The organism is uncultured Winogradskyella sp., from assembly GCF_947498345.1.
Taxonomy (GTDB): Bacteria; Bacteroidota; Bacteroidia; order Flavobacteriales; family Flavobacteriaceae; genus Winogradskyella.
Window position 1 is genome coordinate 173,663 of sequence record NZ_CANMJY010000007.1, and the last position, 26,220, is coordinate 199,882.

At 33.3% G+C, this 26,220-nt stretch carries 27 protein-coding genes and 1 tRNA gene; 20 read left to right on the forward strand and 8 right to left on the reverse strand.

The window, feature by feature from the left end; all coding sequences use genetic code 11:
• Nucleotides 1-2 precede the first annotated feature (2 nt).
• A complete protein-coding gene (locus Q0912_RS11150) occupies nucleotides 3-1,277 on the forward strand; it encodes an MFS transporter (RefSeq protein WP_299115041.1) in 1,275 nt (424 codons plus the stop codon).
• Here Q0912_RS11150 and Q0912_RS11155 read toward each other — a convergent pair.
• From Q0912_RS11155 to Q0912_RS11175, 5 genes are all read right to left on the reverse strand, one after another.
• Nucleotides 1,274-2,026, reverse strand: coding sequence for a UDP-2,3-diacylglucosamine diphosphatase (locus Q0912_RS11155; protein ID WP_299115126.1), 753 nt, complete (start codon nucleotides 2,024-2,026; stop codon nucleotides 1,274-1,276). The two genes, Q0912_RS11150 and Q0912_RS11155, sit on opposite strands and share 4 nt — an antisense overlap.
• A gap of 10 nt (nucleotides 2,027-2,036) precedes the next feature.
• Complete coding sequence (locus Q0912_RS11160; protein ID WP_299115043.1) at nucleotides 2,037-2,489, reverse strand: 6-carboxytetrahydropterin synthase; 453 nt, start codon at nucleotides 2,487-2,489, stop codon at nucleotides 2,037-2,039.
• A gap of 99 nt (nucleotides 2,490-2,588) precedes the next feature.
• A complete protein-coding gene (locus tag Q0912_RS11165) occupies nucleotides 2,589-2,765 on the reverse strand; it encodes a hypothetical protein (RefSeq protein WP_299115045.1) in 177 nt (58 codons plus the stop codon).
• Nucleotides 2,766-2,808: 43 nt separating this feature from the next.
• Nucleotides 2,809-4,143 (reverse strand): MATE family efflux transporter, encoded by a 1,335-nt coding sequence (locus Q0912_RS11170; RefSeq protein WP_299115047.1) that lies wholly within the window; start codon nucleotides 4,141-4,143, stop codon nucleotides 2,809-2,811.
• On the reverse strand, nucleotides 4,140-4,640 hold the full coding sequence (locus tag Q0912_RS11175; protein WP_299115049.1) for a GNAT family N-acetyltransferase: 501 nt from the start codon (nucleotides 4,638-4,640) through the stop codon (nucleotides 4,140-4,142). Before Q0912_RS11175 ends, Q0912_RS11170 begins: the two co-directional genes overlap by 4 nt.
• 38 nt (nucleotides 4,641-4,678) lie before the next feature.
• On the opposite strand from Q0912_RS11175, the gene Q0912_RS11180 reads away from it, so the two are divergent.
• Both Q0912_RS11180 and Q0912_RS11185 read left to right on the forward strand, forming a co-directional pair.
• Nucleotides 4,679-5,476 carry a universal stress protein gene (locus Q0912_RS11180; protein WP_299115051.1) on the forward strand — a complete coding sequence of 266 codons (798 nt, stop codon included), beginning with the start codon at nucleotides 4,679-4,681 and terminating at the stop codon, nucleotides 5,474-5,476.
• Nucleotide 5,477: 1 nt separating this feature from the next.
• Nucleotides 5,478-5,551, forward strand: a tRNA-Ala gene (locus Q0912_RS11185).
• Between the two features lie 77 nt (nucleotides 5,552-5,628).
• On the opposite strand, the gene Q0912_RS11190 is transcribed toward Q0912_RS11185, so the two are convergent.
• From Q0912_RS11190 to Q0912_RS11200, 3 genes are read right to left on the reverse strand one after another with little or no spacing between them, the layout of a single operon-like run.
• On the reverse strand, nucleotides 5,629-8,136 hold the full coding sequence (locus tag Q0912_RS11190; RefSeq protein WP_299115053.1) for a TonB-dependent receptor: 2,508 nt from the start codon (nucleotides 8,134-8,136) through the stop codon (nucleotides 5,629-5,631).
• A complete protein-coding gene (locus Q0912_RS11195; protein WP_299115055.1) occupies nucleotides 8,123-9,022 on the reverse strand; it encodes a FecR family protein in 900 nt (299 codons plus the stop codon). Before Q0912_RS11195 ends, Q0912_RS11190 begins: the two co-directional genes overlap by 14 nt.
• A gap of 49 nt (nucleotides 9,023-9,071) precedes the next feature.
• Nucleotides 9,072-9,596, reverse strand: coding sequence for a sigma-70 family RNA polymerase sigma factor (locus Q0912_RS11200; RefSeq protein ID WP_299115057.1), 525 nt, complete (start codon nucleotides 9,594-9,596; stop codon nucleotides 9,072-9,074).
• Between the two features lie 149 nt (nucleotides 9,597-9,745).
• Between Q0912_RS11200 and Q0912_RS11205 the strand changes: the two genes are divergently transcribed.
• The 17 genes from Q0912_RS11205 to Q0912_RS11285 all read left to right on the forward strand — a co-directional run bounded on the left by Q0912_RS11205 (nucleotide 9,746) and on the right by Q0912_RS11285 (nucleotide 26,193).
• Complete coding sequence (locus tag Q0912_RS11205) at nucleotides 9,746-11,530, forward strand: hypothetical protein (protein ID WP_299115059.1); 1,785 nt, start codon at nucleotides 9,746-9,748, stop codon at nucleotides 11,528-11,530.
• Nucleotides 11,531-11,558: 28 nt separating this feature from the next.
• Complete coding sequence (locus tag Q0912_RS11210) at nucleotides 11,559-12,044, forward strand: hypothetical protein (RefSeq protein ID WP_299115061.1); 486 nt, start codon at nucleotides 11,559-11,561, stop codon at nucleotides 12,042-12,044.
• A 656-nt stretch (nucleotides 12,045-12,700) separates the two neighbouring features.
• On the forward strand, nucleotides 12,701-13,333 hold the full coding sequence (gene pth / locus Q0912_RS11215; RefSeq protein ID WP_299115063.1) for an aminoacyl-tRNA hydrolase: 633 nt from the start codon (nucleotides 12,701-12,703) through the stop codon (nucleotides 13,331-13,333).
• A gap of 63 nt (nucleotides 13,334-13,396) precedes the next feature.
• Nucleotides 13,397-14,293: a bifunctional riboflavin kinase/FAD synthetase gene (locus Q0912_RS11220; RefSeq protein WP_299115065.1), complete on the forward strand. Its 897-nt coding sequence runs from the start codon at nucleotides 13,397-13,399 to the stop codon at nucleotides 14,291-14,293.
• A complete protein-coding gene (locus tag Q0912_RS11225; RefSeq protein WP_299115127.1) occupies nucleotides 14,290-15,639 on the forward strand; it encodes an HTTM domain-containing protein in 1,350 nt (449 codons plus the stop codon). The genes Q0912_RS11220 and Q0912_RS11225 overlap by 4 nt, the downstream gene beginning before the upstream one ends.
• Before the next feature lie 134 nt (nucleotides 15,640-15,773).
• Nucleotides 15,774-17,045, forward strand: a complete 1,272-nt coding sequence (gene serS, locus Q0912_RS11230; RefSeq protein ID WP_299115067.1) for a serine--tRNA ligase — start codon at nucleotides 15,774-15,776, stop codon at nucleotides 17,043-17,045.
• 405 nt (nucleotides 17,046-17,450) lie between these two features.
• Nucleotides 17,451-19,238, forward strand: a complete 1,788-nt coding sequence (locus tag Q0912_RS11235; RefSeq protein ID WP_299115071.1) for a hypothetical protein — start codon at nucleotides 17,451-17,453, stop codon at nucleotides 19,236-19,238.
• A 413-nt stretch (nucleotides 19,239-19,651) separates the two neighbouring features.
• Complete coding sequence (locus Q0912_RS11240; RefSeq protein WP_299115073.1) at nucleotides 19,652-19,975, forward strand: DUF4286 family protein; 324 nt, start codon at nucleotides 19,652-19,654, stop codon at nucleotides 19,973-19,975.
• Nucleotides 19,976-20,045: 70 nt separating this feature from the next.
• Entirely contained in the window at nucleotides 20,046-20,831 is a 786-nt protein-coding gene (gene rsmA / locus Q0912_RS11245) for a 16S rRNA (adenine(1518)-N(6)/adenine(1519)-N(6))-dimethyltransferase RsmA (RefSeq protein ID WP_299115075.1), read from the forward strand.
• Nucleotides 20,832-20,873: 42 nt separating this feature from the next.
• A complete protein-coding gene (mgtE, locus tag Q0912_RS11250) occupies nucleotides 20,874-22,244 on the forward strand; it encodes a magnesium transporter (protein WP_299115078.1) in 1,371 nt (456 codons plus the stop codon).
• A 170-nt stretch (nucleotides 22,245-22,414) separates the two neighbouring features.
• On the forward strand, nucleotides 22,415-22,780 hold the full coding sequence (locus Q0912_RS11255) for a cupin domain-containing protein (protein WP_299115129.1): 366 nt from the start codon (nucleotides 22,415-22,417) through the stop codon (nucleotides 22,778-22,780).
• Complete coding sequence (locus tag Q0912_RS11260; RefSeq protein WP_299115080.1) at nucleotides 22,777-23,754, forward strand: 2-hydroxyacid dehydrogenase; 978 nt, start codon at nucleotides 22,777-22,779, stop codon at nucleotides 23,752-23,754. Before Q0912_RS11255 ends, Q0912_RS11260 begins: the two co-directional genes overlap by 4 nt.
• A 9-nt stretch (nucleotides 23,755-23,763) precedes the next feature.
• Nucleotides 23,764-24,174, forward strand: coding sequence for a response regulator transcription factor (locus tag Q0912_RS11265; RefSeq protein ID WP_299115082.1), 411 nt, complete (start codon nucleotides 23,764-23,766; stop codon nucleotides 24,172-24,174).
• Between the two features lie 103 nt (nucleotides 24,175-24,277).
• The gene (locus Q0912_RS11270) at nucleotides 24,278-24,784 is read left to right on the forward strand and encodes a DUF4199 domain-containing protein (RefSeq protein WP_299115084.1); all 507 of its coding nucleotides are present in this window, start codon (nucleotides 24,278-24,280) and stop codon (nucleotides 24,782-24,784) included.
• 20 nt (nucleotides 24,785-24,804) lie between these two features.
• Complete coding sequence (locus Q0912_RS11275) at nucleotides 24,805-25,263, forward strand: DUF1801 domain-containing protein (protein WP_299115086.1); 459 nt, start codon at nucleotides 24,805-24,807, stop codon at nucleotides 25,261-25,263.
• Between the two features lies 1 nt (nucleotide 25,264).
• Nucleotides 25,265-25,651: a VOC family protein gene (locus Q0912_RS11280; RefSeq protein ID WP_299115088.1), complete on the forward strand. Its 387-nt coding sequence runs from the start codon at nucleotides 25,265-25,267 to the stop codon at nucleotides 25,649-25,651.
• A 62-nt stretch (nucleotides 25,652-25,713) separates the two neighbouring features.
• Nucleotides 25,714-26,193, forward strand: coding sequence for a YtxH domain-containing protein (locus tag Q0912_RS11285; RefSeq protein WP_366125132.1), 480 nt, complete (start codon nucleotides 25,714-25,716; stop codon nucleotides 26,191-26,193).
• Nucleotides 26,194-26,220: the final 27 nt, after the last annotated feature.

Sequence of the window (26,220 nt, forward strand, 5' to 3'; positions counted from 1 at the left end):
TTTTGGCAAAGAACGACCCATACGCAGCCTTAAGATTTAAAGAGTTCAATATCTTTTTATTATTGCGTTTTGCACTGGTTTTAGCTTGGTCAATGCAATTTGTTGTTATCGAATGGCAGGTCTATGCATTAACTAAAAACCCATTGTCACTTGCAATCATTGGTCTCTGCGAATTTTTACCTGCTTTTTTCTTGGCTCCCTTTGCGGGACATATTGTGGATAAAAAGGAAAAGCGAAACCTGTTTACGCTTTGTATTGCATTATTTTCTTTAATAAGCTTTGGTCTGTTTTGGCTGACTTCGGAATATATAGAAACCACCTGGAGCATAAAATCCATTTTATTAAGTATTTATGCATTGGTGTTTTTCGGTGGTGTTTTGAGAGCATTTTTTGGACCAACTATTTTTTCACTCATAGCCCTTCTTGTCCCTAAGAACGCTTATCCTAATGCCGCAACATGGAGTAGTAGTACTTGGAAAGGAGCCAATGTTTTTGGGGCTTTATGTGGCGGATTTTTAATTGCATGGATAGGTGTACATTCTACGCTTGGCATCATATTTATGCTGGTTATGTTGGCATTGATATTAGTTTTTAGAATAAGCAAAAAGCCTATTTTAAATAAAAACACAAACGAGTCGGTTAAAGAAAGTCTCAAAGCAGGTATGCATTTTGTATTTAACGACAAGGTTATTTTAGGAGCGTTAACCTTAGATATGATAGCTGTTTTGTTTGGTGGTGCTGTGGCTATTTTTGCTGTTTTTGCAAAGGATATTTTAGACGCAGGACCCAAAGGTTTTGGTATTTTAAATGCAGCATTATCTTCTGGTAGCATCATTACCATGTTAGCAACTACCTATATTCCTATTACTAAAAGTACAGGAAAGAAACTGCTTGTTTCAATCTTTGGTTTTGGGGTTTGCATGATTGTTTTTGGCGCTTCAAAACTAATGTGGCTTAGTGTTTTAGCCTTGTTTTTTGCAGGTGTTTTTGATGGTATTTCTATGGTGGTACGCCAAACAATTCTTCAACTCAAGACTCCAGATGAAATGCGCGGACGTGTAGGAGCTGTTAACTCTATGTTTGTAGGGTCTTCTAATGAGCTTGGCGCAGTTGAAAGTGGTATTGCAGCACGTATTTTTGGTGCACCTTTAGCAGTTATGCTAGGTGGTACAGTAACACTCATTATTGTAGCAATTATTGGCACAAAAAATCAACCGTTGCGCGAACTAGATTTACAACAAGATATCGATGATAGTTATGATGATGTGAAGACTTAATATTCTTTTAGCTCAAAGTCTTTGCCATCAAAAACACCATAAGTATAATACTGAATCCAATCGCCTAAATTGATATATTTAGAAGTCTCATCCAATTGAATCTCTAATGGTAAGTGGCGATGCCCAAAAATAAAGTAATCGCGATATTTTTCTTCAAGTTTACGCTTGCTGTAAACGACCAACCATTCATTGTCTTCACCTAAAAATTTAGCGTCATCATCGCCAGAAATCAATTTATTTTTTACAGAAAAGTATTGAGCAATTCGCATCCCAATATCTGGATGGCTCCATTTAAATAGCCATTTAAAGAATGAATTGGTGAATACTTTTTTCATGCGTTTATAACCTTTATCACCAGGGCCAAGACCATCACCATGACCAATAAAAAAACCTTTATGACCAAGCTTAAATTCTTGAGGTTTGTGATATACAGGGATACCGAGTTCTTCTTCAAAATAGCCATTCATCCACAAATCGTGGTTACCTACAAAATAGTGAATAGGAATTCCTGAGTCTGAAATCTCTGCTAGCTTTCCTAAGGTTCTGGTAAAACCTCTAGGTACAACAGTTTTATATTCAAACCAAAAATCAAATAAATCCCCTAGTAGAAAAATGGCTGCTGCATCATGTTTAATTTCATCTAACCAAGCCACAAATTTCTTTTCTCTGGGACGAGAAGCTTCCATGGTTGGCGCACCAAGATGATTGTCGGACGCAAAATAGATCTTTTTCCCGTTAGGAATTTCTATGTGATGACTATTATTCATTATCAGAAGCGTACCATTCTGCAAAGCTGGTCGCTGTTTCTTGAAGTTTTAGAGAATGAAGTTTAATATTGTCTGGCAAACGTTGCTTTATCTTACCTGCAAAGTCAATAACCATCATTTCACTTGTTGGTTGATAATCTACCAAAAGTACATTATGACCTCTGTTTTCAAGTTCTTTAGCTAATTCTACATGAGGAGTATTTTTATTAAAAACAGTAGCGTGATCAAAGACATTAACGATTTCTTCTTTTACTATTTTTTTGAGGTCACCAAAATCGATGACCATCCCAAATTTTACATTAGTATTATCTGAAATAGGTATACCAATAACAGTAACATCTAAGCGATAACTATGGCCATGTACATTTTTACATTTACCATCATAACCATAAAGCGCATGACCTGTTTCAAAAGAAAATTGCTTTGTAATACGAATATTGCTCATTAGCGTCTTTTATTTCGATTATAAAAATAGATGACAACAAGCACTATTCCTAAAATTAGAAATAAACCATTTCCACCTAAAAAATTGAGAATGTCCATTTTATTCGTTTTTTATTCTGTTTTTATTATACCTGTATATCGCATAAGCTATGGCAACTAAAACAATAAAAGGAAGTAAAGTACCAATAAAAACACCTATACCATAGCTGCTGTCTGGTGCTTCTTTTAGCTTTTCGTCAATGTTGACCTCTTGTAATAGGGTTATTAAAAGGTTCATTATGATTATTAATTTATACCCAATAGCGATTCACGGTTCAAATTTAAGTGTTTTGTGCTAGCGGTTTAAATGTTTTTCTGAATTTTATGATTAATGGTAATCCACGAGCTAAAATCCACAAGGTAAAGGCAAAGAAAATTCCGTATAATTTGTAACCGAGCTCATCTGTCCAAAAAATAACAGGAATAAAGACTAAAAGTGTAGAAAACAAAAGTACATTTCTAAGGTATTGCATTTTGCCCAAGCCTTTAAAAACACCATCAAATATAAATGCTAAAGCACATAAAGGTTGCATGGCGAGTATAATCCAAAACACATTATAAAAGGTATCTAAAACAGCCTGATCATCTGTAAAAATATTTCCGATAGGGTAATAGAATAGTGCTCCAATGAGACCAATGATAAAGCCTACAATAACACCATATTTAATGAGCTTGTTACTTAGATCAAAGAGGGTTTTATAAGCTTTTGCGCCAAATAGTTTTCCAGACAAAATATTACCAGCGCTCGCATAGCCGTCAATTAAAAAAGCACCTAAAAACCAAAGGTTGATAGCAATTGTATATGCTGCTATGTATGTTGTTCCGTATTTAGTGGCATAACTGGTGCCAAAATATAAAGCTATGTTTAAGGCAATAGTTCTAATAAATAAATTCAAGATCATTAAGACAAAACGTTTTATCTCTGGATTAAACGGAAATTTAACCAACAATGGAATATCTGTTTTTTTAAGGATATAATATGCAGAAAGCATGGCCATAATAATTTGAGCCAGTACACTGGCATAAGCAGCACCTTTAATGTGCATAGCAGGAATTACATTGTTTATACCATATACCAACACGATATCTAGAACGATATTAGCAACGGCTCCGGTTATAGCAATAAGCATGGGATAATAGGTGTTTTGTAACCCTCTAAATGTGCCAAATACAGCAATGGTAAACAATGTAAATGGAAAACCAAAAACACGAATTTGATAATAATCTACACTATAATTTAAAATTAAATCTGATGCATTATAAAGTTTAAAAATTTGTGCTGCAAAAGGATAAGTAACTAAGATGATCACTACACTTAAGGATGTGATTAAAAATATGGCTTGTGCAGGGAGGTTTTTAACTTCACTCAATTTATCAGCACCTAAATATTGCGATACTATAGAAGAAATTGCACTCCGTGTTTGCCCTAAAACCCAAATAAGCATAGATAAGAATGTCGTTACAATACCAACAGCAGCCAATGACTCTGTAGCATTGTAGTCCATATTACCTATAATAGCAGCATCGGTTAATGACAAAATAGGCTCAGACACACCAGAAATTAATGCTGGTATAGCGAGTTTGTTGATTTGTTTTAAGGTAATTGACGTACTCAAAGGACTAATTCGTAACAATGGAAAGGGGACTCACTTTGCTTAGGAAAATAAATATCACCCAATCGTTTATAGCTGCGAAGTTCGTAAAACTTTTGGTTTCTTTTGTTCTGCGAAAAGGTATCTAATCGAATAGAGCTATAGTTATTGTCTATAGCATATTGCTCTACAAAGTCCATAAGTTGTTGTGCATAGCCATTTCCTTGCAATTCTGGATCAATGGCTAAACGATGAATATAAATGTTGTTTTCGTTTTTTGTTAACCACTTAATGGGCACATATTCTTTATCCATAAATGTAGAAATGACAATGGTGCCTTTGACTGTTCCTTTAATTTCTAAAACATAGAGTTCGTTTCGTTTTATGTCATTTTCAAAAGCTGTTTTATTAGGATAATGTTCATTCCATTGGTAAATACCTTGGGCTATCATAGTTTTAGCACAGGCTTTTGTAAGTTTTATAATGGGTTCAATATCTGTAAGCCTACCTTTACGAATCATTTATAATGTGTATTTTTGCATCAAATTCATATTAAAAAATGAAAACAATATTAGTTCCTGTTGGGTCTTCAAAAAATGCAAAATTGCATCTCCAATACGCTGTTGATTTTGCTAAAGCATTTGGTGCTAAATTATATGTGGTTCAAATATATAATGTTTATACCAAAGCAGGAACCATGATTAAGGTTGACCATATCATTGAACGTGAATCTAAAGCGTTTTTAGAATCTCATGTTGCTTCTATAGACACAAAGGGTGTTGAGGTTATTACCAAAACATTTAAAGGAAAGTTGGTGGATACAATTGAGAAGGTTTGCGAATCTCTGGATGTTGATTTAATCATCTTAGAACCGCGCACAAATTCTATTAAAGAAGAAGTATATTTAGGCAAGACCTCTGGTAAGATTGTAAAACGCACACAAATCCCGGCTTTGATTGTTCCAGAAGGGTATTTTTATAAACCAATCGTTAAAATACTAATTGCGACCAAGTCTGCTATTATCAGAAAAAAAGGTGTTTTAAACCCATTGAGCGCCATTAAAAACCAGTTTAAAGCAGTAGTCAATATCCTTTTAGTAAAAACGGCTCACCATAAAGACGACGACTTTGTACTTAATGATGATTTAAAAGAAATGGTTACTAATACAACAATTGCAGAACGACCTACGACATTTCAGGCGGTATTAGAACATTATAAAAATCACAACCCGGATTTATTATGTGTGGTAAGACGAAAACGTGGGTTTTTCTCAAAACTTTGGGAAGATGATGTAATTTTAAAGCAAGATTTTCACAGTTCTAAAATTCCGGTTTTAGTGTTAAGTGGTTTAAAATAATGGGGCATTAGCTCAGCTGGCTAGAGCGCTACGCTGGCAGCGTAGAGGTCATCGGTTCGACTCCGATATGCTCCACTCTGAATAACAAGGCTTTACAGAGATGTAAGGCTTTTTTATTTTGATGGTGGTGTAGTGTAGTGGTGCGTTTTGAGTTAAAAATATACACGAACAACCGCATTAGTAGTTAAGCCAAGAGAAAATCGTGAGAACTTATTTACTCCATCAACTTCATTGACTCTATAATAATCGTTGATAGCATTTTGCCTATTAGATATATTCCATACGGATGCACCAATTTCTGACCGAAAGGTGTTACTTATTTTAAATTTGTAAATAGCAGAAGCATCAACTCTCATGTAGTCAATTAATCTTTGACTATTACCTTCATCGAAATTTACGTCGTCATCATCATTTATTTCATTGCCAACTAATGGAATAGTCGTTGGATTGCCAGTTCTATAGTTCAATCCAGCTGAAATATTCCAAGATTTATTACTAAACGTTGTACCTAAAGTAACAGAATGTGTGATGTCAAAGTTGCTTGGAAATTCAACATCTTCGAGTGCATCAAATATATAAGTATTATCCATATAAGAATAACTTAACCAGCTATTGAAATCACCAAACGTTTTTCGACATAGGAACTCAAATCCATAGACTTCATAGCTGCCTTTTTCCTTTGCGAATTCGTATTTAGTTGTGAAGCTTTGACTTTGGGTAGTTATACCATCAATAGTTTTGTAATAACCTTTAGCATTCAAAAGCCAACCGCTATTCTCATACAAAATTCCGACTGAAGCTTGCTTACTCTGTAAAACAGGAATACTATCTTTATCTGTTAGTTGCCATCGTCTTTTTTCAATTCCTAAAAAGTCATTTTGGAAATTGACGATTTGCGAAGTGCTTTGGTGTTTAAATTCCCCTTGTGCCTCTATTTCAAAATGTTCCCCTATTGATTTTCTAACACTTAATCTAGGTTCGATTATCAATTTTTCAAAGCGAGTTAAATAGTTTGCTCTTACACCACCTCTAACTGAAAAGTCATTATTAGGGTTTTTATACCAAGCTTGACCAAAGACTCCATGTTCTCTTAATATTTCTTCGTCACGCCTAACAAAACGAGGTAAGTCAATATCGTTTAGGTTAATGACTTCAGTTTCTGTGAATTGATAACCAAGATTAAAACGCCATCTATTTTCTTCATATAAGTTATTCAATCGAATACTTGTTTCGGAAACAATGTTCTCTTGTAATTGAAGTTGATTGTTCAAGACATCTGCATTAAGAGCATCGAGTTTATATTCATTATCATAAATGTTAATGGTTGAGGTCAACTTCTCATTCCATTGTCTTTTATAATGTAATCCAATTGCTAAAGTATTTTGAGAAATATTACTCCTCCTTGTTTGTGAAGACCCATTTACATCAGCAGTTTCATTGAAGCCCAAGTTGTTATTAATTAAAATAAAATTCAACCTTATATAGTCTTTATCCGTTGGTTGATATAACCATCTTAAAGAAGCATCATAAAAATCAAACTCTTGGTTTGAATTGATGACATTGGCGACATTATTATCAGCTTCAGTTTCTTGAATTACTCTATCGAAATACACATCATAAGTAGGTGTTCTAACAAAATCATCTACTGATTTTCTGGATGCAATTTGAAGTGATGACTTATTACCTATTGGTATGTTTGAAAATAACTCCGCATTTAAGAAGTTAAGTCCAAAAACACCATTAAATTTTGAATCAATTTGTTTGTCTGTTTGCATGTGGATTGTTCCTGAAACACCATCTGTCAATGCTACATCCGAACCATTATTAATTACATTAGCAGTTTGTGTCATAAGAGGGTTAAAACTTGATATGAGACCAAAGAAGTGACCTGTCTGATACATTTTTATATCATCCCAAAGCATTAAGTTCTGGTCGTTTGAGCCTCCTCGAATATTAATGTTTGAAACTGTTTCATCAACACTCAAAATACTTGGTAGTGCTTGAACAGTCTGCAAAACATCAGATTCAATAAGACCAGGCAACAAACTGAACTTTTTATAGTCAATGGATGTTGTCCAGTCTTGTCTTTTGTCAATTCCACGAACCAGATACGTTTCAATAAGTACAGGTGCTATGACCTCTTGTTGGGCAAGCATTGCTACTGTTGAACAGGCTTCTAAGTTGAAGTATTTTAATTGACGTTCTATAGTCTTGAATCCAATATGCCTAATGGTCAATATTTCATTTAAGGATTTGAGTTCAATTTCAAAATAACCGTTATCATCAGTCACAGCATAAGCAAACTTGCTCGTTACCGTAGCTGAAACGAGTGGACTTTGTAATTCAGAATCTCTAATATAACCGCATAATTGAATAGCTTTAGAAATAGTATATACCATATCACTAACCCTCTCAAAGATGAGGTTAGTTTGGTTTTCGAGATTCTTAATTTTAGCTGATAGTTTTAAATCCTTTGGCATAGGTTCTACAAGAATATCTTTTAGAAGACTGCTTTCATAATTAAAAGTGACTGAGTGAACCTGCGAAATTTCTTCAAGAACTTTAGAAATAGGTACTCCCTGTTCAGAATTTTGTCCTAATATTTGATATAGTGGAAAGACACTTAATAACAGAAATATGTAAAATCTAGTTCTCTCCATTCGTAATAATGACCTTATTTGTGTCGATTTTATAGGTCAAATTAAAGGGCTTAGAGATTGATTTTAGGGCGTTTTTAAGATTATCATGTTCAAAAGCACCTGTGAACTGAATATTTAAATCAGATGGATGCTGAACTTCTATATTGTATTGTTTTTCGAGTTCTATGATAACATCTTCAAAAGAAGCGTTTTCAAAAACACTCATGTTTTTTAACCAATAAGGCTCTGCAATAGCTATATTGGACTTAATACCTTTTCCTAAAGCCAAACTAAACTCTGTTCCAGCAGGTATTTTGACTTCATTATTATTGTATGCTACTTGTACTAAGCCTTCATAACAAGAGACTTTAAAAATACTATCTCTGGATAGAACATTAAACTCAGTACCAAGAACACTCACGATTCCAAATGGGGTATTAACATCAAATCGTTCACCTTTTTCTACATCAAAAAAAGCTTCTCCACTTAAATCTAATGACCTATTAGTGTCCCATTTAGAATTATTGTATTGTAGCTCGGATAATTCGTTAAGATTAACAGTTGAGTTGTCAGGCAAGGTAATGACTTCATTTTGGGCTAAAGTGGTCTGAAAAGAGCTTATTTGGTCTTTATTCAAAAATGTAAAGAGTGCAAAACCAACAATAAAAATTGCAGCTATACTAGATACAACTTTTACCCAATTGATAGAATTATTACTTTTGGAAACTAGTTTTTCATCCAATGCATCAAAAGATTCAACTTTGGCATGTGTGTTTCCATTGAACCTTTGAGCTTCTTCAATAATCTCCTTATAGAGGTTAGCATCTTCTAATGCATTGAAAGCCTTTGACTCTTCCTCTGTAAGGTCATTATTTAACCATTTTATTACTAATTGTTCTTTGTTCATAACGTGCTGTTATATTTTTAAAACAACTCAAAATATAATTGTCCCAAAATTATTTTCGATTTAGTTCTTCAAGCTCTGCTTTAAGTTTGTTCAAAGCACCATATATTCTATGTTCAGCCACCTTTTTAGTAATACCCAAAATTTCAGCTACTTCTTTATGAGTTTTACCATCTACTTTACTTAAGATGAATGCAACTCGTTCCTCTTCATTTAATTCTGATAATGCACGTTCAAACCGCTTTAAAAACTCTTTCTTCCGTAGAACAAATTCTGGGGATTCATTTGTGTAATCTTTTGGTTTTACTTGTTGATACTTCATTACTATCTTCTGATGTTTTACTTCATTAAGCATCATATTATTTGCTGTAGTATACAAATACGATTTAACAGCTTCTGGCTTTATTTTAGAACAGTTTTCCCAAAGTTTAATAAATGCTTCCTGTACCTTGTCAGAAGGGTTTAAAAGCTCTCCGTATTTGTAAAACAATATATTGCTCAATGACTGTGCATACTTTTCATAAAGCTTGGAAAAGCGAATTTTATCACATATATCTTTGTGCAATGATTTTGACAAGGAAAAATATTTTTTGATTTTAGAAATGAAAGATAAATAAAAAAAAATCTATTTTTTCTTGGGACAATTTTTTAGTCGGTTGTTTTAAGAATAAAGAGCCTAGATAAAGGCAAATCAAAAAACGAACTCGATTAATTAAAACATTTATTATGAAAACATTGAAACCAATCTTACTAATAGTTCTTGGTGTTTTATTTACTATGACATCCTGTAGAACTGAAGACGATTTAGCGGTTGATCCTCCTACTGAAGAAACAATCGAAGCAAATTCAACAATAGCTAATTTAATGAGTAGAACGGCATCTAATGATGGCTCTAGTGATAACATTATTGATAATGCTAGTTGTTTAAGTGTTCAACTTCCTGTTACGGTTACAGTTAATAGTATTGAACTTGAAATTAATGATGAAGATGGTTATGAAGACATAGAAGATATTATTGATTTGTTTGATGATGATGTCGATTCTGTTGTTATTTCGTATCCTATAACTGTAATCCTCGTAGACTTTTCAACTGTTGTAGTAAATTCAGACTCTGAATTAGCAGCTCTTACAACTAATTGTGTTGGTGAAAATGAAGATGATGACGATATAGAGTGTATTGATTTTCAATACCCTATTATAGCATCTATTTTTGATGAAAACAATGATTTAATTAACACTATCACTATTAATAATGATAATGATATGTATGATTTCATTGATGATTTAGATGAATTTGCAGCAGTAACAATTAACTTCCCACTTACCGTGATTTTTGCAGATGGCTCAACACAAACCATTAATTCTATACTAGAGCTAGAGAACGCTATTGAAATGGCAGATGACACTTGTGATGAAGATGATGATAATGATTTTGATGATGATGATTGTGATAATTGTACAACCAATGACCTCGAAACTGTTTTTGCTGATTGCTCTGAATGGATTGTTGATAAATTGGAGCGTAATGACAATGACTTTGAAGACAACTATGTAGGCTATGCATTTGAATTTAATAGTGATGGAACTATTATAGTTACTCAAGGTACTAATACTTTCAATGGTACTTGGGAAGCTTCAGGTACAGGTAATAATATTTCAGTAGTTATTAATGTTACAGGTTTATCTGACTTTAATGACACGTGGAACTTACATGAGATTGAACAAGATGATGATGAAACAAAAGTCGATTTAAGATTAGGCGATGACAGATTGCGTTTTGAAAGCGATTGTTCAGGTGATGGTAGTATTGACGATACCGTCTTAGTCAATGCCCTTACCAATGGAGATTGGTATATAACATACTTCTTTGATGATACAGATGAAACAGCAGATTTTGCTGATTATACTTTCAATTTTGCTTCTGATAATACCGCAACAGCGACAGATATGAATGGAACTATCAACGGCTCATGGTCAACGACATCAGGAGATGATACCTCGCTTGGGTTAAACCTAAACTTTGGAACTGGGATTCCATTAGATGAATTAGCTGATGATTGGGATGTCCTTGAAGTAACTAACGATATCATTAGATTAAAAGATGTTAGTGGCGGAGATGGTTCGGAAGACTTTTTAACTTTTGAGCGTGAGCCCTTCGATGGAGGCAATGGAAATGATGACTTGGAGGATATTCTAACTGATGGTTTGTGGATTGTAGCATCTTATACTGAAGATACAAATGATCAAACTTCAGATTATGCAGGTTATGAATTGGATTTTAACATGGATGGTACAGTATCAGCCTCAAATGGCTCTAACATTAACAATGGAACATGGTCAGTATTTAGTTCTGGTAATCAAATGACTTTAAATTTCGGAACAGACATGCCTTTTGAGGAATTTAATGATGATGATTGGGATGTAATTTCTGTAACTAACACAGAAGTCGTTATACAAGATGTTAGCGGTGGCGGTGGCGGAACTGATACTTTAACCCTTCAAAAACTATAACCTAAAAACATATTTAAATTAAAGAATTATGAAAAAAGTATTCAATCTAGGACTGTTATTAATGCTAAGTTTTTCGCTTATGTCATCTATGTGTTCAAGCGATGATGACGATGGAAACCCAAACAATAACAGCCAACAAATAGCAGAAATCGAAAGTACAGTACAGTCAGGAACTTGGAGAATCACAAACTTTAATGATTCAGGAGAAAATGAAACCTCTGATTTCAATGGTTATGACTTTACATTTAACTCTGATGGTTCACTTACAGCGACAAATGGGTCTAATACCCTAACAGGAACTTGGTCTGTAACAGATGATAGCAACAGTAGTGATGACAGTAGTAGTGATGACGACATCGATTTCAACATTTTCTTTCCTGTATCAGATGACAATGATTTTGAAGACTTAAATGATGATTGGGATGTAGTAACAACATTATCCACTAGAATTGAACTCATTGATATTAGTGGAGGAAATGGTGGAACAGATATGCTCACTTTCGAGAGAAACTAAAAAGGTAAATAAATAAGTTAGTAATTTTGCCCCTTTAGCTCCAAATTATTTGATTAATAGCAGATCAACCGTAAATTTTACGGTTGGTCTTTTAATTGTAGATTTTTAGATTTACTACTCAAATATTTTCATGGATAATCTTTCTTTATAATATTAATAATCTTGGATCACTAAATGAAGATTTAGAGACCGATTTGTATTCGGCTAACTTAAGACTCGCTTTAAACCCCAGAGTACAGTTCAATAGCTTTTATCAATTCAATACTTTTGATGAACAAAGACGCTGGAATTTAAGATTGAGTTGGGAATATATGCCGTTATCTTTCATCTATTTAGTCTTTAATGATATACAGACAGGCTTATTTGACCCAACAACACAAACCAGGCAGTTTATAAGTAAAATAACCTTTTTAAAACAGTTTTAAAAAAAATGATATAAACTTCCGTTATGAGGCTTAGTGATGTATTTTGCGCTAAAATGTATAAATTTGCTGAGGCTAATTGGGTAATATGATTTTACCCTTAGTTTTAAGAAATAAAGTAAGTAAGCTTTACTAAATCACATTAACATAGACGAGTTAAAGTTTTTTGCATACAACTTTTCTAAAAAAGTGTAAATCAATAGATATACACTTTTTATTTTAAATGCACGAGGTATGTGTAGACGATTAAAAAAATGGCTTGGTTTTGGTAGCACTATAAATCAAAGCGAAGAAGATAATATGAAAAAATTCTTAATTGTTGGCCTGGGTAACATAGGTGAAAAGTACGCTAACACCAGACATAATATTGGCTTTAAGGTTTTAGATTACCTGGCAAACAATGATGCTGTTTCTTTTGAAACCTTAAAACTTGGTGATGTAGCATATTTAAAAATAAAAGGGCGAACACTTGTTCTTATGAAGCCGAATACATATATGAATCTTAGTGGTAAAGCTGTAAAGTATTGGTTAGAAAAGGAAAAAGTCCCTATTGAGAATCTTTTGGTTATAACGGATGACCTTAATTTGCCCTTTGGCACATTACGATTAAAAACAAAAGGCAGTGATGGAGGACATAATGGCCTCAAAGACATTCAAGACAAGCTACAAACAACAAAATATAATCGCTTTAGATTTGGTATTAGTGATCGCTTTAGTAAAGGAAGACAGGTAGATTATGTTCTTGGAGAATGGAATGAGGATGAAAATTCTAAACTAGATGAACGCTTAAAAACTGCTACGGAATTAATAAAGTCTTTTGCTCTGGCAGGTATAAATAACACCATGAACCAATTTAATGGAAAATAAAAAGGGGTAACGCGTCTACCTATTTATTAAACCTATAAATTTGAATAAATATTTAAACTCATAGTGAAATCCCCAAAAACAATAACAATTGGCACCTTTGATGGTGTACATATTGGGCATCAAAAAATACTAGAACGTGTTGTAAAACTTGCAGAACAACTTGGTTCTACTCCTGCAGTTTTAACCTTGTTTCCACATCCAAGAATGGTGCTTCAAAAAGAGGATTCTATAAAGCTGCTCAATACTATTGAAGAACGTATTGAGCTCCTAAAAACTATTGGAGTAGAAGAAGTTATTGTTAAAGAGTTTACTAAGGAATTCTCAAATCTTACCGCTGAGGATTATGTTAAAACGATATTAGTTGATGAGATTAATACTAAGCAAATAGTGATAGGTTACGATCACCATTTTGGTAAAAACAGAAGCGCAAATATTATTGACTTAAAAGAAATCGCAAATAAATACGATTTTAAAGTTGAAGAAATCTCAGCACAAGATATAGAAAACATCACAGTGAGTTCTACCAAAATAAGAAATGCACTTAATGACGGAAAAGTTGCTTTAGCGAATTCGTTTTTAGGCTATAACTATTTTATTACGGGTAAAGTAATTAAAGGAAAAGGCTTAGGAAGGACCTTAGATTTTCCGACAGCTAATATTTATATTAAGGCATCTTATAAATTAATTCCCAAGGACGGTGTTTATGTTGTGAAGTCCCAAATTAAGGATATTGACATTTTTGGAATGATGAATATTGGCACAAATCCAACAGTGAATGGAAAAACAAGATCTATTGAAGTACATTTCTTTAACTTTGATGAAGATATATATGATTCTGAATTAAGAATTGAATTCTTAAAACGTCTTAGAAGTGAGCAAAAGTTTAAAAATCTCGAAGCCTTAAAATCTCAGCTTCGTAATGATAAGACCATTGCTCTGGGTTATATCAATAGCTTATAATGAATAAGTTTCTATTTAAACATATTGACAATTCGGGTCTAATAGTATTTAGAATCATTTTTGGACTACTCTGTGCTTTAGAGTCTTTTGGGGCCATATTAACAGGATGGATACGGCGCACTTTAATTGAACCTGAGTTTACATTCTCATTTATTGGCTTTGAGTGGTTACAACCCTTACCAGGCAATTGGATGTATGTTTATTATGCTGTAATGGGAATTTTTGGATTGCTCATTATGGTAGGCCATAAGTACCGCTTAAGCATGTTTATGTTTGCTACAATGTGGACAGCCACATATTTAATGCAAAAATCGTCTTATAACAACCATTATTATTTACTCTTTATCTTAAGTTATTTAATGGTGTTTTTGCCAGCAAACAGATATGCGTCTTTAGATGTAAAAATTAATCCTGATCTAAAACGTATTTCCATGCCAAGTTGGTGTAAATGGATTTTTGTTATTCAGTTATTTATACTTTACACCTATGCTTCAATTGCTAAATTATACCCAGATTGGTTAGATACTTCTGTAGTGGAATTATTAATGAAAAACAAAGCAGATTACCCTATAATTGGTGATGTATTACAACAAAAGTATATTCATTATTTTATAGCTTATGGGGGTATTTTATTTGATGGACTCATTATTCCGTTATTACTTTTTAAACCAACACGGAAGTATGCGTTTTTTGCCTCTATATTTTTTCATATATTCAATTCTATAGTTTTTCAAATAGGCATCTTTCCATATCTATCTTTAGCATTTAGTTTATTCTTTTTTGAACCTAAAGTAGTTCGAAATCTATTCTTAAAGAAAAAAGAATTTTATAATTCGACAGAAGTTATGGTGCCTAAATACAACACATTACTAATTGGCTTATTTTCTTTGTATTTTCTGATTCATATTGCGCTTCCTCTTAGGCATCACTTTTTTGAAGACAACGTCCTCTGGACCGAAGAAGGTCATCGTCTTTCCTGGAGAATGATGCTACGTGCTAAAAGTGGTAGTGTGAGTTATAGAGTTATTGATAAAGCTACTAATCAGCAGATACCAATAAAGTTAGGAGACTATCTAACAGATAAACAACGACGTGGGGCAAGTACAAAACCAGATGTGATTTGGCAATTTGCGCAGCATTTAAAGCAAGATTTTGCTAAACGAGGAAAGTCTGTCAAAGTTTATGTTACAGCCTTTGTAAAAGTCAATGGTAAAAAACCCTATAAACAGCTTATAGACCCTGAAGTTGATTTGGCCAATGAAGAATGGCACCACTTTAAGCACCACGATTGGATATTACCATCAGATAAAAATAAAACGGATACCAATTCTATTAATTTACGCTAATCAAAGATAACATACTAGAGATACTACCCATCGCAAAAGAATATTTTTTAGGCAAATAGAAAAAGTTTAAATGAGTTCATTACTTTTGTGGCTTGATTTTTCTACGTCTAAAGCGTAAATTCAAAATTTTAGATATGTTACAAGTTGCTTTTATTAGAGAACACAAGGAAGATGTTATTACACGCTTAGCAAAGCGAAACATTGATGCCGCTGAAATGATTAATAATGCTATTGCATTAGACGAGGAGCGAAGAGCGCTTCAAACAAAATTAGATAGTACAAAAGCAGAATCTAATACTTTATCCAAAGAGATAGGTAACTTATTTAAATCTGGTGAAGCTCAAAAAGCTAATCTTTTAAAAGAAAAGACAACACAACTAAAGGAAACTACTAAGACTTTAGAGCAAGAACTTAATGATAAAGCAGATGCTTTAACAGAGTTGTTGTATAAAATTCCTAATGTGCCTCATATATCAGTACCAGAAGGAAACTCTGATGAAGATAATGAAGAAATTTATAGCGAAGGGGACATCCCAAAATTATTTGATGGCGCACTACCACATTGGGAATTAGCTAAAAAATATGATATCATTGATTTTGAATTGGGGAATAAAATTACTGGTGCCGGGTTTCCAGTATATAAGGGCAAAGGGGCAAGGTTACAACGCGCTCTAATCGCTTATTTTTTGGATAAAAACACAGATGCAGGTTACACGGAGTATCAATTACCGCATTTGGTTAACGAGGCGTCTGGGTTTGGAACAGGGCAATTACCAGATAAAGAAGGGCAAATGTACCACGTCACTGCAGATAACTTGTATTTAATTCCTACAGCAGAAGTTCCTGGTACTAATCTTTTTAGAGATACACTATTAAACGAAAGTGATTTACCAATCGGTGTAACAGGCTATACTCCATGTTTTAGAAGGGAAGCAGGTAGTTACGGAGCACATGTAAGAGGGCTTAATAGACTTCATCAATTTGATAAAGTAGAAATTATACGAGTTGAGCATCCTGATAACTCTTACAAGGCTTTTGACGGAATGATAGAACACGTTAAGAGCATTCTAAAAGAGCTAAAACTTCCTTACAGAATTTTAAAACTCTGTGGTGGAGATGTAACGTTTGCCTCTGCGTTAACATACGACTTTGAGGTATTCTCAACGGCTCAAGACCGTTGGTTAGAAATTTCTTCGGTGTCAAATTTTGAAACCTTTCAGGCCAATCGATTAAAATTACGTTATAAAAACAGTAATGGTAAAAATGAGCTTTGCCATACACTTAACGGAAGTTCATTAGCTTTACCAAGAGTATTGGCCGGAATTTTAGAAAACTATCAAACCGAAGAAGGTATTAAAATTCCAGATGTTTTAGTGCCTTATACGGGTTTTGACATGATTTCTTAGCATCTTATCTTTTAGGAAATATGATTTAATTGTTAAAAAAAGATGTTTTTTATCGATTTTTTAGGTATTTCTTCGTTTATTTTCATTATTTTCGTGAAGTTAGTATCCCCAATCTAAGAACTAACCTAATTATGAAAAACCTAAAACGCATTGTATTACTCATTGCATTAGTTGTTATGGTAAGTAAAGTTTTGTTTTAACTATAATTAGAAATAGTAAAATAGTAAAACACCACGACAAAGTAATTGAATCATATTTATAATGAATAATGGTTAATAGCACATTTATTTTGCTGGTCTAAATGCCTAAACGAATAGTTTAGGCATTTTTTTATGAGTATGATTTAACTAAGCTTTTACAATATCTAGATTACGCTTTTGTTATATTTACACTTTACCTGATTTTATGAAAAGGATTCTTTCAATACTACTACTACTATTCGGTATCTATTATAGTTCTGCCCAAAACAGTGAGGTGCTTGCTGATAGTTATTATAAAAAAGGGGAATTTAAAAAAGCACTTGTTATATACGAGAACCTTAACAAAGAAAAGCCTTATAGTTACAAGTACATATACAAATTAGTGGACACACACCAACAGTTAGAACAGTTTGATGAGGCAGAAAATATATTGGTACAACGTTTAGCAAAGCGACGAAACCCAACACTAATAATTGAGCTAGGCTATAACTTTCAGCTTAAAGATAGCATAGATAGGGCTAATGTATTATATAAAGAAGCGATAGCCTATGTAGACGAAAACCCTAATTACATCTATAGTATAGCTAAAAAATTTGAAGACCATTCCTTATTAGATGAAGCTATTAGTGTGTATGATAAAGGAAAATTATTATCACCAGACAAAAATTACAGTATACAATTAGCACGCATTTATGGAGATCAGGGAGATATTGAAAAAATGTTCGAAAACTATATGGATTATATAGCCTATAGACCTAATTATCTCAACAATATTAAGCGCGCAGTTAGCGATTTTATATCCGAGAACAAGTCCAATGAAAATAATACATATTTAAGACGACTGCTTCTTAAGAGAATTCAGCAAGATCCAAGCCCATATTGGTACGAATTATTAAGCTGGTTGTATGTGCAAGAGAAGGCTTATAATAAATCGTTTATACAAGAAAAAGCACTTTACAAACGCAATCCTGAAAGTTTAGAGCGTATTATAGAACTTGCTATAACAGCACTTAATGATAATGATGATGGAACTTCTAAAAATATTTTCAACTACATTTTAGAAACCACTCAAGATGCAAGCACTGCCCTAACAGCACATCAATATATTTTAGAGATTGACACACAAAATGCCTCTTCTAAAAAAGAACTCACACGTATTGATGAGGTCTATAATACATTATTTGATGAATTTGGTAAGTCAGAATTAACATTACCATTACAATTAGCTTATGGCGAATTTCTAGCATTCCATCAAAAAGATACGGAAAGCGCAACTAAGTTCTTGAGAAAAAGTATGAAGCTAAATATCTCAGAATTTCAAGAAGCTAAAGTCAAGTTATTACTTGCGGATATCTTAGTCTTACAAGAGCGTTTTAATGAAGCTTTGATTTTCTATTCTCAAATTCAGTTGAGCCTAAAGAATAGTACCATTTCGCAAGAGGCACGTTTTAAAGTCGCAAAAACAAGTTACTACAAGGGTGATTTTGACTGGGCAGAATCACAGCTTAAGATTTTAAAATCTTCAACATCACAACTTATAGCCAATGACGCTTTGGATTTAAAACTTTTGATTTCTGATAATAAATTTGAAGACAGCCTGCAAACCGCACTAAAGTATTATGCCAAAGCCGATTTATTTGCTTTTCAGAATAAAACGGATGAAGCGATAACACTTTTAGATAAAATACTAGAAGAGCATCAAGGAGAAAGCATCACCGATCAGGCACTTTTTAAGCAAGCAAAGCTTTTCGAGAAGAAAATGCAATATGATAAAGCAGAAGCTAATTATCTTAAAATTATTTCAGACTGGAAAGAAGATATCTTAGCTGATGATGCGCATTACCATTTGGCTGAACTTTACAACACGCATTTGGCAAAACCAGAAGATGCCAAACAACTCTACGAAAAAATTATTTTTGAGTTTGAAGACAGTATCTACTTTATTGAAGCTCGAAAGAAGTTTAGAATGCTACGAGGTGATAGTATTAATTAGCTAGCTACAATTTAAAATCATTAAAACCAAGTTATGAAGGTAAAGTACTTCATCTATATTTTAATAATATGTTGGCTAATAAAAACAGTTCTTGCTGTATTCCAAGAGCAAGTTATAACTTATTTGATTGAGGAATTAAATTTTGAGCCTATAGAATTGGGTTTACTTGCTGGAATTCCTAACCTCTTATTTTATATCTCTCTGTTAGGACTTCTAATAAAGATAGCCCGCTATAAAAATAAATCAGACTTTTTAAACTCTTGAGCCGTTAGCAAAAAAAACATTTACAGAATAAAAATTAGAAGAAAATACGGTAGAATTTAAAATGCAGTAATATATATAGTCTAGCAAAATGAAATAAAAAAATTGAAATTGAATTAGTTATTTTTGTCCCTTATAAATAATTTCAAAGAATGATCATATACAACGTCACCATAAACATAGATGATTCTGTCCACAACGAATGGCTCGTTTGGATTAAAGAACATATTCCACAAGTCTTGGCTACTGGTAAATTCATTGATGCCAAACTCACTAAAGTTTTGGTTGAAGAAGATATGGGAGGCACCACCTACTCTGTACAATACAAAGCGCATTCAAGAGAAGCCTTAGACGCTTATTATGCTGAAGATGCAGAACGTCTTAGAGGTGATGGTCTAAAGAAATTTGCTGATAAAATGTTGGCGTTTAGAACAGAATTAGAAGTTATTGATGAGTATTCTGTTAGCTTTAAATAATATAGTGTAACTCTGAGCGCAGTCGAAGCGTCTTTTCATATCTTGCAAATAATTAAATATTCTTCTTCTCGTGTCAAACCAAAACCAAGTCAAAGCTAAAAAGCATCTAGGACAACATTTTCTTAGAGACGAAAATATCGCTCAAAAAATTGCTGATACGTTATCCTTAAAGGGCTACAACGATGTTTTAGAAATTGGTCCTGGTATGGGAGTTCTCACAAAGTATTTACTTAAAAAGGATACTACCACACATGTTATAGAAATTGATACAGAGTCTGTTGAATATTTAAAAAACAACTATCTTAACCTCTCTAGCAGAATTTACGAGAAGGATTTTTTAAAACACGATCTTACTCAAATTTTTAAGAACCTGCCTTTTGCTATCATTGGTAATTTCCCGTACAACATATCGTCTCAGATTGTTTTTAAAACCTTAGAAATGCGGCATCAAATTCCTGAGTTTTCAGGGATGTTTCAAAAGGAAGTTGCACAGCGTATTTGCTCTAAAGAAGGGTCTAAAGTCTATGGCATTCTATCGGTATTAACACAAGCATTTTACGATGCTGAGTATTTATTTACAGTTCCTCCTTCGGTTTTTAACCCACCACCAAAAGTAGATTCTGGTGTTTTACTGTTGAAACGAAAAGCCAATTATACCTTACCATGTGATGAAAAATTATTCTTTAAGGTAGTGAAAACAGGTTTCCAACAACGCAGAAAAACATTACGTAATAGTTTAAAAACTTTCAATCTTTCAGATAATTTAAAAGCAAATACTATCTTTGGGCAGCGACCAGAGCAATTAAGTGTATCACAATTTATTGAGCTAACGTCGCTGATAGAGAATGATAGCTAAATAGTATTACCTCTGCGCTCAATTTGACAGCTAGTAAGTTTAATGGAAGAACTTCAAGACAACATACAATTTCAGTTAACGGATGAACTTATCGAAAAGGTAGAGATTCTTGTCGAAGACCAAAACGACAAAGAACTTAAAGCTCTTTTAAATGAGTTTCACTACGCTGATATTGCCGAAATTCTTGATGAGCTAGACCTTGATGATGCCGTTTATGTTATTAAACTTTTAGATTCCGAAACTACATCAGATGTCCTTACAGAGCTCGATGAAGACAATCGAGAAAAAGTTCTGGAAAATTTATCAGCTAAAGAAATTGCAGAAGAGTTAGAAGAATTAGACACCGATGATGCAGCTGATATTATTGCGGAACTGCCTGAGGAGAGACAAGAGGCCGTCTTCTCTCAAATTGAAGATGAGGAACACAAAGCCGAAATTCAAGAATTACTTACTTACGACGATAATACTGCTGGGAGTCTTATGGCAAAAGAGCTCGTTAAGGTATATGAAACCTGGACTGTCGCTGGCTGTTTGCGCAGAATTAGAGGGCAAGCCAAAGAAGTAACCCGTGTACATTCCATATATGTTGTAGATAAAGAAGAAAAGTTAATCGGTCGCCTGTCCCTAAAAGACTTAATTGTCGCTAAAAGTGATCAGAAAATTGCTGATATCGCTAAAGACAATGTGGACTTTGTCCACGTCAATGATGATGATGAAGATGTTGCCAAAGTGATGGCAAAATACGATTTAGAAGCCATTCCTGTTGTAGATGACAAGCAAACTTTATTAGGTAGAATTACCATTGATGATATCGTTGATGTTTTAAAAGAAGAAGCCGATAAAGATTATCAATTAGCAGCTGGTATTACACAAGATGTCGAAGCAGATGATAGTATCATTGAACTCACAAGAGCACGTTTACCATGGTTATTTCTTGGACTCGTTGGCGGAGTCGGAGCATTTTTAATTATGGAAGGTTTTCAAGAGGCCTTTAGTAAATACGCCGTATTATTCTTTTTTACACCTTTAATTGCCGCAATGGCTGGTAATGTTGGTGTGCAATCTAGTGCCATTATTGTTCAAGGTTTAGCTAATGATGATGTAAAAGGAAGTATTAATAGTAGACTAATTAAGGAAATGCTATTAGCCGCACTTAACGGTACTATCTTAGCACTTTTTCTTTTCATTTTTGTGTGGATTACAAAAGACGATTTTAATACAGCCCTAGCTATTTCTGTTTCTCTCATAGCAGTGATTATTGTTGCAGGACTTATAGGAACTTTTGTGCCATTATTTTTAGACAAAAGAGGTATTGACCCAGCTATTGCTACAGGCCCATTTATTACAACAAGTAATGATATATTCGGAATCTTAATTTATTTTTGGATTGCTAAAATAATTCTAGGCATTTAAAAAATTCCTTTGCCATTCCCTCCCTGATATTGATCTATAATAAGCATAGTGCTTCAATCCTTAACGTAAAAAACTTCGTAACTTTATAACATCAATTAAAAGTTAACTGTTATACCGATTTAGTTGGTGTATCTAAAAACATGAGATTCCCACTTTCGTGGAAAATGAATATGAAAGTAATAAACATTAAAGATAAACATGCTTTGTTTTCAAAGCAATGGCACCCTCATCGTATCGCAATAGTCGATGATATGCAGGTTATACTTGCTAAAATTAAAGGTGAATTTGTTTGGCATAGTCACGATAACGAAGATGAATTGTTTCAGGTAATTAAAGGTACACTTTATATGCAATTTAGAGACAGAACTGAAGTCGTAAAAGAGGGCGAAATAATCGTCGTTCCCAAAGGTGTAGAGCATAATCCGTCTACTAAAGATGGTGAAGAAGTACACCTTTTACTGTTTGAGAAATTGAATACAGATCATACAGGTAATATCAAAGATGAAATGACACAAACAGAATATCCTTGGATATGAAAGTATTACACCTAGACAAAAACCATCCTTTACTCATAGATCAACTCAATGATTTAGGTTTTACCAACCACGAAAATTATACAGCTTCAAAGTCTGAAATTGAAACCAAAATATCAGATTACGAAGGTATTATTATTCGTAGTCGATTTACTATAGACCAACAATTTTTAGATGTAGCTACTAATCTAAAATTCATTGGCCGAGTAGGTGCTGGATTAGAAAATATTGATTGTGACTATGCTGAGCAAAAAGGGGTATATCTTATTTCTGCACCAGAAGGTAACCGAAATGCTGTAGGTGAGCATACATTGGGAATGCTATTGTCTTTATTCAATAAACTCAATAAAGCAGACAAGGAAGTAAGACAAGGTAAGTGGTTACGCGAAGCCAATCGCGGTTTAGAACTCGATGGCAAAACTGTTGGACTTATTGGTTATGGTAATATGGGAAAAGCCTTTGCGAAAAAGTTACGTGGTTTTGATGTTGAAACCTTATGTTATGACATTAAACCCAATGTTGGTGATGAGAATGCTACCCAAATATCGCTTAGCGATCTTCAGGAAAAAGCAGACGTGTTGAGTTTGCATACACCTCAAACACCATTAACTATTAACATGGTGGATTCCGAGTTTATCAATAGTTTTAAAAAACCATTTTGGCTAATTAATACAGCGCGAGGTAAAAGCGTTGTTACCGAAGATTTAATAACTGCTTTAGACTCAGGAAAAATTTTGGGCGCAGGACTCGATGTTTTAGAATATGAAAAATCATCATTTGAGAATTTATTTAAAATTGATGAGCCTAAATTTCGTTGGATGCGAAAAGGTAAAAAGTCCAATCTACCTGAAGCTTTCGAGTACTTAATTAATGCTGATAATGTAATTCTCACTCCTCATGTAGCAGGTTGGACTGTTGAAAGTAAAATAAAACTGGCACAAACGATTGTAGATAAAATTAAAGCAAAATTTTGCTAATTTTAAAGTATGAAGAAAACCATTCTCGTTTTTGGATTGCTGATTCTTGCATTACTTCTACTATTTCAATTTAGTAAGTACACTATTGCTACAGGTGATATTAGTACAGAAATTGTTGTTTCTATTATCGCTATAGTATTTTTCTTTGTAGGTCTGTATATCAATAAAAAATCACGCAATACGCATAAAACAGAATTAATTACAATTGATCATAAAAAAATAAAGGACTTAGAAATAACCTCAAGAGAATATGAGGTTTTACAATGTATTTCCGAAGGCTTATCTAATAAAGAAATTGGTGAGAAATTATTTCTTTCTGAAAGCACTATTAAAACACATGTTTCAAATTTACTACTAAAACTAAATGCCAAGCGTAGAACGCAAGCCCTACAAATTGCTAAAACACTTAAAATTATTTAAAAACCATACTTTTAGACTAAAGTACTAAGGCTTTGGTACTTTAGTATGAACCCAAAAATAGCAAGAGAAGCTACTTTTGTTATGAACTAAAAATTTTAAAAACATGAAAAACACAGTACTTAAATTTGGTGGCTATGGCTTAATATTAGGAGCCGTTGTTTTTGGATTAGCCTTAACTTTTGGCGATGGCTTAAGCTATACAACTCAGGAAATTATTGGTTATGGCTCAATGGTAGCGTCTTTATCATTTGTTTATTTTGGCATTAAACATTACAGAGATAAGGTTAATGACGGTAAAGTCTCTTTTGGTAAAGCACTTTTAATAGGACTTTTAATTTCAGCTTTTGTTGGTTTTGGTGTAGGTATAATAGACTATCTATATACTACAGTTATTAATCCCGATTTTGCCGAAGAATATCTAACTAAAACAATAGAAAGCTACGAAGCACTTTATTCTGGCGAAGAGCTTGCTGCAAAAAAAGCAGAACTTACAAAACAGATGGAAGACTACGGAGGCTCAGGCTTTATGGCCACACTTATGTTTATAACCGTTGTCTTGATTGGATTTATTATATCTTTAATATCTGGCTTAATCTTACAGCGTAAATAATAACTAAAACATTTATAATTATGCAATACGAAGCAACATCACCAGAAGACTATATTAGTCAAGTCCCTGAAGAACGTCAGGAAACCCTTAAAAAACTGAGGAAAGTTATCAATGACAATTTACCTAAGGACTTTGAAGAAGGTATGATATACAAAATGATAGGTTATTACGTACCACATTCGGTTTATCCCGATGGTTACCATTGTAGCCCCAAAACACCACTACCATTTATGAGCTTTGCATCGCAAAAGAACTCGGTTAACTTATATCACAGTGGTATCTATGCTAAAAAAGAGCTACACGATTGGTTTGTCAATGAGTATCCAAAGCATAGCAAACGTAAATTAGATATGGGAAAAAGCTGTATAAGATTTAAAAAAATGAACGAAATTCCTTTTGAACTTATAGGAGAACTTACTAGAAAAATGACTTGTAAGGAATGGATAGATATATACGAAACAGCCTTAAAAAAGAAATAAGATGAAAAAAAGAGTAACGGGAGTAGGTGGTTTGTTCTTTAAGAGTAAAGACCCTAAAGCATCAAAAGATTGGTACAAAAAGCATCTGGGTTTCAATACGGATGCTTACGGTTGTACCTTTTGGTGGAAAGACAAAGACGGCAAAGATTGTTCTACACAATGGAGTCCATTTGCAGAAGATACCAAATACTATGAACCTTCTAAAAAGGATTTTATGTTTAACTATAGAGTTGAAAATTTAAATGAATTATTAGTGACTTTAAAAGAAGAAGGTGTCACAATAGTAGGAGAGATGGAAGAGTACGATTATGGAAAGTTTGCATGGATAATGGACAATGAAAATAACAAAATTGAATTGTGGGAACCTATTGATGCAGCTTTTAAATAATTGCATCTGTTTTTTTATTAAATTTAGACTCAATAAATTAACTCATAAAACAATTTAGAATTATGGCAGACGATAATAAAGATTTAGGAGATGAACTTAACGATATGTTAGGTGATGCTAAAGAAGGTGCTAAAAAAGCAGTAAACAAAGCCGAAGAAATGGCTGGTGATGCCAAAGAGAAAGTAAAAGAAGTATATCAAGATGCTAAAGAAGCAACTTCTGATTTTGCCGATGATGCTAAAGAAGTATTAAGTGATGGTAAAAATATAGGTATTATTGCTCATATTACGCTAATAGGATGGATTATAGCACTTGTGATGAATAGCAGCAAAAAAACAGAATTTGGCTCTTTTTATATTAGACAAATGCTAGGATTGATGCTTATTGGTTTTGCAACAGGTTGGATTCCTATATTAGGACTTATTATAGGGTTTGTTTTATTTATTGCTTGGGTGATGAGTTTAATCAGTGCATTGGGAGGTGAACAAAAACCGGTTTTTTTGCTTGGAGCACAATTTCAAGAATGGTTTAAAGGTCTTTAAAGATATCTAAACCCAGAATATTAATTC

What these genes read in the sequence shown, in the direction of transcription:
- Q0912_RS11160 (WP_299115043.1), bottom strand. Translation starts at nt 2,489, where the DNA reads ATGAGCAATATTCGTATTACAAAGCAATTTTCTTTTGAAACAGGTCAT.
- Q0912_RS11165 (WP_299115045.1), bottom strand. Translation starts at nt 2,765, where the DNA reads ATGAACCTTTTAATAACCCTATTACAAGAGGTCAACATTGACGAAAAG.
- Q0912_RS11175 (WP_299115049.1), bottom strand. Translation starts at nt 4,640, where the DNA reads ATGATTCGTAAAGGTAGGCTTACAGATATTGAACCCATTATAAAACTT.
- Q0912_RS11180 (WP_299115051.1), top strand. Translation starts at nt 4,679, where the DNA reads ATGAAAACAATATTAGTTCCTGTTGGGTCTTCAAAAAATGCAAAATTG.
- Q0912_RS11190 (WP_299115053.1), bottom strand. Translation starts at nt 8,136, where the DNA reads ATGGAGAGAACTAGATTTTACATATTTCTGTTATTAAGTGTCTTTCCA.
- Q0912_RS11195 (WP_299115055.1), bottom strand. Translation starts at nt 9,022, where the DNA reads ATGAACAAAGAACAATTAGTAATAAAATGGTTAAATAATGACCTTACA.
- Q0912_RS11205 (WP_299115059.1), top strand. Translation starts at nt 9,746, where the DNA reads ATGAAAACATTGAAACCAATCTTACTAATAGTTCTTGGTGTTTTATTT.
- Q0912_RS11210 (WP_299115061.1), top strand. Translation starts at nt 11,559, where the DNA reads ATGAAAAAAGTATTCAATCTAGGACTGTTATTAATGCTAAGTTTTTCG.
- pth (WP_299115063.1), top strand. Translation starts at nt 12,701, where the DNA reads ATGTGTAGACGATTAAAAAAATGGCTTGGTTTTGGTAGCACTATAAAT.
- serS (WP_299115067.1), top strand. Translation starts at nt 15,774, where the DNA reads ATGTTACAAGTTGCTTTTATTAGAGAACACAAGGAAGATGTTATTACA.
- Q0912_RS11235 (WP_299115071.1), top strand. Translation starts at nt 17,451, where the DNA reads ATGAAAAGGATTCTTTCAATACTACTACTACTATTCGGTATCTATTAT.
- Q0912_RS11240 (WP_299115073.1), top strand. Translation starts at nt 19,652, where the DNA reads ATGATCATATACAACGTCACCATAAACATAGATGATTCTGTCCACAAC.
- mgtE (WP_299115078.1), top strand. Translation starts at nt 20,874, where the DNA reads ATGGAAGAACTTCAAGACAACATACAATTTCAGTTAACGGATGAACTT.
- Q0912_RS11255 (WP_299115129.1), top strand. Translation starts at nt 22,415, where the DNA reads ATGAAAGTAATAAACATTAAAGATAAACATGCTTTGTTTTCAAAGCAA.
- Q0912_RS11260 (WP_299115080.1), top strand. Translation starts at nt 22,777, where the DNA reads ATGAAAGTATTACACCTAGACAAAAACCATCCTTTACTCATAGATCAA.
- Q0912_RS11265 (WP_299115082.1), top strand. Translation starts at nt 23,764, where the DNA reads ATGAAGAAAACCATTCTCGTTTTTGGATTGCTGATTCTTGCATTACTT.
- Q0912_RS11270 (WP_299115084.1), top strand. Translation starts at nt 24,278, where the DNA reads ATGAAAAACACAGTACTTAAATTTGGTGGCTATGGCTTAATATTAGGA.
- Q0912_RS11275 (WP_299115086.1), top strand. Translation starts at nt 24,805, where the DNA reads ATGCAATACGAAGCAACATCACCAGAAGACTATATTAGTCAAGTCCCT.
- Q0912_RS11280 (WP_299115088.1), top strand. Translation starts at nt 25,265, where the DNA reads ATGAAAAAAAGAGTAACGGGAGTAGGTGGTTTGTTCTTTAAGAGTAAA.
- Q0912_RS11285 (WP_366125132.1), top strand. Translation starts at nt 25,714, where the DNA reads ATGGCAGACGATAATAAAGATTTAGGAGATGAACTTAACGATATGTTA.